This window comes from Blastocatellia bacterium, assembly GCA_025054955.1.
GTDB lineage: Bacteria > Acidobacteriota > Blastocatellia > HR10 > J050 > JANWZE01.
Map to the genome: position 1 here is coordinate 1 of JANWZE010000120.1, position 4,119 is coordinate 4,119.

The 4,119-nt window shown below is 56.3% G+C and carries 6 protein-coding genes; all 6 read right to left on the bottom strand.

Annotated features, from left to right (window positions below; genetic code table 11):
• Window positions 1-510 (bottom strand): hypothetical protein (locus NZ823_15235; GenBank protein ID MCS6806483.1); only part of this gene is annotated, 510 nt, incomplete at its 3' end.
• Window positions 511-748: 238 nt separating this feature from the next.
• Window positions 749-1,138, bottom strand: coding sequence for a DUF1634 domain-containing protein (locus NZ823_15240; protein ID MCS6806484.1), 390 nt, complete (start codon window positions 1,136-1,138; stop codon window positions 749-751).
• A gap of 1 nt (window position 1,139) precedes the next feature.
• On the bottom strand, window positions 1,140-1,976 hold the full coding sequence (locus NZ823_15245; protein MCS6806485.1) for a sulfite exporter TauE/SafE family protein: 837 nt from the start codon (window positions 1,974-1,976) through the stop codon (window positions 1,140-1,142).
• Window positions 1,977-2,246: 270 nt separating this feature from the next.
• Entirely contained in the window at window positions 2,247-3,281 is a 1,035-nt protein-coding gene (locus NZ823_15250; GenBank protein MCS6806486.1) for a transporter, read from the bottom strand.
• Window positions 3,278-3,817: a DUF421 domain-containing protein gene (locus NZ823_15255; protein MCS6806487.1), complete on the bottom strand. Its 540-nt coding sequence runs from the start codon at window positions 3,815-3,817 to the stop codon at window positions 3,278-3,280. Before NZ823_15255 ends, NZ823_15250 begins: the two co-directional genes overlap by 4 nt.
• Window positions 3,818-3,863: 46 nt before the next feature.
• Window positions 3,864-4,119: ABC transporter permease (locus NZ823_15260; protein ID MCS6806488.1), on the bottom strand; the 256-nt coding region annotated here is incomplete at its 5' end.

The following is a 4,119-nucleotide window of genomic DNA, read 5'->3' on the forward strand; positions in this document are numbered from 1 at the left end:
TCGCCGGATGGAATCGCCTAGGGTGAAGTTGATACCGAACTCTCTCTGATCCAGCAGCCAGAACCCCGCCACTCCATAGCCCAATGCGACCAGAACGGCGATGCCCATGCGAAGGAGTCCCGAGCGAAAATCCGGAATGCTGCTCTTCACCGTGAAATGGCGACGGGTGAGGATCAACACCACGACCAATGCGGCGGACAGGAGCGCCTGCCCATAATCCAGGCCTTTGGTGAGGTGGAAAATGACCGATGCGCACGAGAGGAGGAGGACGATGAGCCATGCGCGCTTTTTCCGCTTGTAGATGTTCAGAGATGAGATGATCAGGGCAAACCCGATCAATACGGTCAGCGAGCGCGACAGATGAAGGAATTCCAACGGGAAGACGTCATGCAGGAGCGTACGGTGGGCCTGGGGGTCGGGGCCGCCCATGACGGAATAGAGATTGAGCAACCCGCTGCCCAGCGTGATGACGGCTACTATCCAAATCCCGATGGATCGCGTCCTTTTCATTCTATCTCCTCTGAAAATAGCCCACGAAACACACGAAGCTCACGAAAGAATTGTGTATTTTCATCGTTCGTGGCGTGCTGTTGCACATGGGCGATTCCCCGATATGCTGCTCAGCAGTAAAACCCGGCCCCACCGGAAACGGGCGCTCCCAATGACTTCCGCGATCGGCTCGCAATCACTAAGGATTTTTCTTGCATTCGGCCAGCACTCCTTCTCTGCCACACGAACCACTACGCCGTCATAGTCGCCCGCCGGTGAGGCTATACATGAGCAGCGCCAGCACAATCAGCGTCACCAGCACATACGTGCGATCACGCTGGAGCGCGAACGCGAAAACGGAGAGCGCCACACGCGCCACGGGCGTTGCGATCAGCAGCAACAGACCAAACTGGATCAAACCCTGCGGCCGCCGTGAAAACGCATCTCCCGCAATCCCGGACAGGCTCCGCAAGTCCGACGGCTCGCCGTGGAACACTCGATAATTGGGCATCGTCGTGCCGGAATGGATTAAATACAAGATCCCACCCACCAACACCACAACGGCAGCGGCCATGACGCCGATTCTTAAGAGATTGCCGACGATCTGCTCAATCTGCTCATCCGTCCAATTGTGCTTCAAGTGCATCATCTCAGAGCCTTCCCGTCAATCCGTTATAAATCATCTCAATGGCAAGCGCCGCGATGATCAGGCCAAAGATCACTCGCAAGAGCCGGGTTTGAGTGCGAATCAGGATGCGAGCGCCGAGGAGCGCGCCCACGAGTACCCCCAGCATGACCGGCATCGCTAGGCCGGGATCAATGTACCCTCGGCTCAGATAGACTCCGGCGCTGGCTGCCGCCGTGACGCCGATCATAAAGTTGCTGGTAGTGGTGGAGACTTTGAACGGAATGTGCATGGCCTGATCCATCGCCAGAACCTTGACGGCCCCTGATCCGATACCCAGCAATCCTGACAGCGCGCCCGCAACGAACATCAGGCTGAATCCTGCCGGAACGGCGTGGACATGGTAAGGACGTGGGCCGTCGGGTGTTGGATAACTGGCGTCCATCTTCAGAAGCGTGGCCAGCGGATCAGGTTGATCATCGCTCTGGCGCTCGCGCGGGGACCGATTCGACAGGTAAGCTGAGTAGAGCAGCACAACGCCGAAGATGACGGCAATTGCTGCCGTGGAAACTCGCGTCGCCACAGAAGCGCCGACAAGTGCGCCAAAGGCAGTGGCCATCTCCAAAAACATTCCGATTCGGATGTTGGAGTAGCCTTCCTTGACGTAAGCTGCTGCCGCGCCTGACGAGGTGGCGATCACCGAGATGAGCGATGCCCCGATGGCATATCGAATATCTACTCCAAACGCCAGCGCCAGGAGCGGCACGAGCACCACGCCACCGCCCAGCCCAGTTAAGGATCCCAAAAACCCGGCCCCGAGCGAACCGAGCCCAACTAGCACCGTGAATTCCAGAGTGTTCATACCATCTGTCTATCTCTTACTCGATTCCAGGGAAGAGGGTGCAAAAGCTGTGCCGCTGAAGTGGGAGCGAGGGCGCGTGAGCCTAGATCGTTCGCGCGTCGTGAATTAGGTTGTTTCCCGAGAGGGAGCACAGGCTCTCACATGTGGGGCAGATTTGTAGGCTCCAGGCAAAATCGCCACAAGCACAAAAGAAGCGCCAGCCAGCTCCTAGTTCGAGGCTCATTTTCAGGGTGGAAAGAGTATCGCCGTCTTCCGTAGAGCAGTGGCTCCCTATTTGCGTTTCTTATAGAAGCTTGCAACACCGAAAGTGACGCCAGCAAAAACGCCGATGCGCGGAGCATTTGGGTTGAGTCCGAAGCGCATGCCAACATCGAAAATCACTCGCGGGTTCGCTTGATAGGTCAAGGCTCCAAGAGCAAAGATGCCTTGTGGCTGATCGGTGTCGAGGCTTTGACCAGAGAGTTCACCCTGAATGCCAAAGCCACGTGGAAGACCATAAGTCAAACCGAGCGCGAATTGCCCGCCGGTGGAAAACCCACCTTTCCGCTCGCGCCCGTTCACAAGCAATGCTAGGTTGAAGTCGAGATCGGTGGCACCCACTTTCTCGCTGGTCAGACCAATGATTTTATGGTCAACACGACCGCTGCCGAGTCCCTCCACCTCGCTCGCCCACGGCAGCTTCACCAAGTAGGCAAAAGCGAGTGATGGGTGCCGCTTTGTATCTCGAAACATAGTAACCTGAAAACCCACATGTGCGTCGCCAATGCCAGTCACTTGCGTCCCTGCTCGGTCGGTTTGCGACGTCACGGTATCCAGATCAAATTCCAACTGCAGTCGCTGGCTCACAGCAAAACTCAAGGTCAGCGATCCTGTTTGAGCCGCCTGCAAATCTTTCGACCGAAAACTGCCGTCATAACCGTACTCAAGTTGCAGCACGCCTGAACCCTGAAATTCAGCCGGACGCGACACACTCGGCCGTCTTGGCTTGAGAATGGTCTCCTCTTGAGCCGTGTTTGTTTGCTCAGCAGCGGGCGGAGTTGGAGTCGGCTGAGGCGGCGGTGTTTGTTGGGCAGGAGAAACGGCAACAGGCACTACGAAAAGCAGAGCGACCCAGACAACGAACACATGCATTTTCACCCGACCTGGTGCCCTTTCAGCGAGCCTCCGCTCATGGGCGATTGCTGAAAGGATCGGCATCGGGACGCCGAGCATCCCAAGCTTCAGCAACGAGAATATCCTCAAATAGTGATAGCGCAACAGCCGGTGAATGATTGGGTCCATCAGCATGTTACTACCTACTCTCACGATGATTTTCTCTTGAGAAATCGAATCCGGTGATACGGGTGCGAGATGGCTGGCATCTCATCGTTCTTCAAGACGCTGATGGACCCGTCAACTTCGAGCACGGCGAGCGCTACTTCGGTTACGCTGGCAATACCATGCTCTCGCAAAGCCTGGCGCAATGTTTCCTCGGTCACTCTTTCTTTGGCCAGATTCTCGCTTAAAATTTTTCCTTGGTGAATAAGCAGGGTGGGGGTTCCCTCAACCAATCGTCGGACTTTTTTGTACCGCCACACCATGCGAGTCACCACGGCGTTCACGGCCAAGAGCGTCACCGCCGCCACCAACCCACCGGTGACGGACGTATCCGGCCCGGTCATGGCGTTCTGCACCGCATTCGCCAGCAGTAGCAGTAAGACCAAATCGAACGGCGTCATCTGTCCGACTTCCCGCTTGCCCGTAAGCCGAATGCCCAGTAGCACGACGACGTAAATAATCGTCGTGCGCAACGCAATTTCCAGCAATGTATGATTGAAGTTCCACATGTTGTCATTAGTCATTGGTCGTTTGCAAATGACAAGTACCAAATGACCAATGGCAAGGCTCTCATGCCTCCAGCTTGAAGCGCGTTTCGGCTAAGCGATAAAGCCGTCGCCATACCAGGCGGTTCGTCGTCACCACCATCGCCGCCATGACGACCGTGGCCACTAGCAGCAGGTCAAAATTCCCGGCATCGGTGGCGTGGCTAATCGTTGCTCCCAGGCCTGTGGTCGAAAGAATCTGACCCTTGAAGTGGAAGTATTCGGCCACAATACTTGCATTCCAGGCTCCGCCTGCTGCCGTCACTAACCCAGTGATGAGA

Bases quoted from the DNA above. Each gene is read 5' to 3' on its own strand.
- NZ823_15240 (MCS6806484.1), bottom strand. From the start codon at position 1,138: ATGATGCACTTGAAGCACAATTGGACGGATGAGCAGATTGAGCAGATC.
- NZ823_15245 (MCS6806485.1), bottom strand. From the start codon at position 1,976: ATGAACACTCTGGAATTCACGGTGCTAGTTGGGCTCGGTTCGCTCGGG.
- NZ823_15255 (MCS6806487.1), bottom strand. From the start codon at position 3,817: ATGACTAATGACAACATGTGGAACTTCAATCATACATTGCTGGAAATT.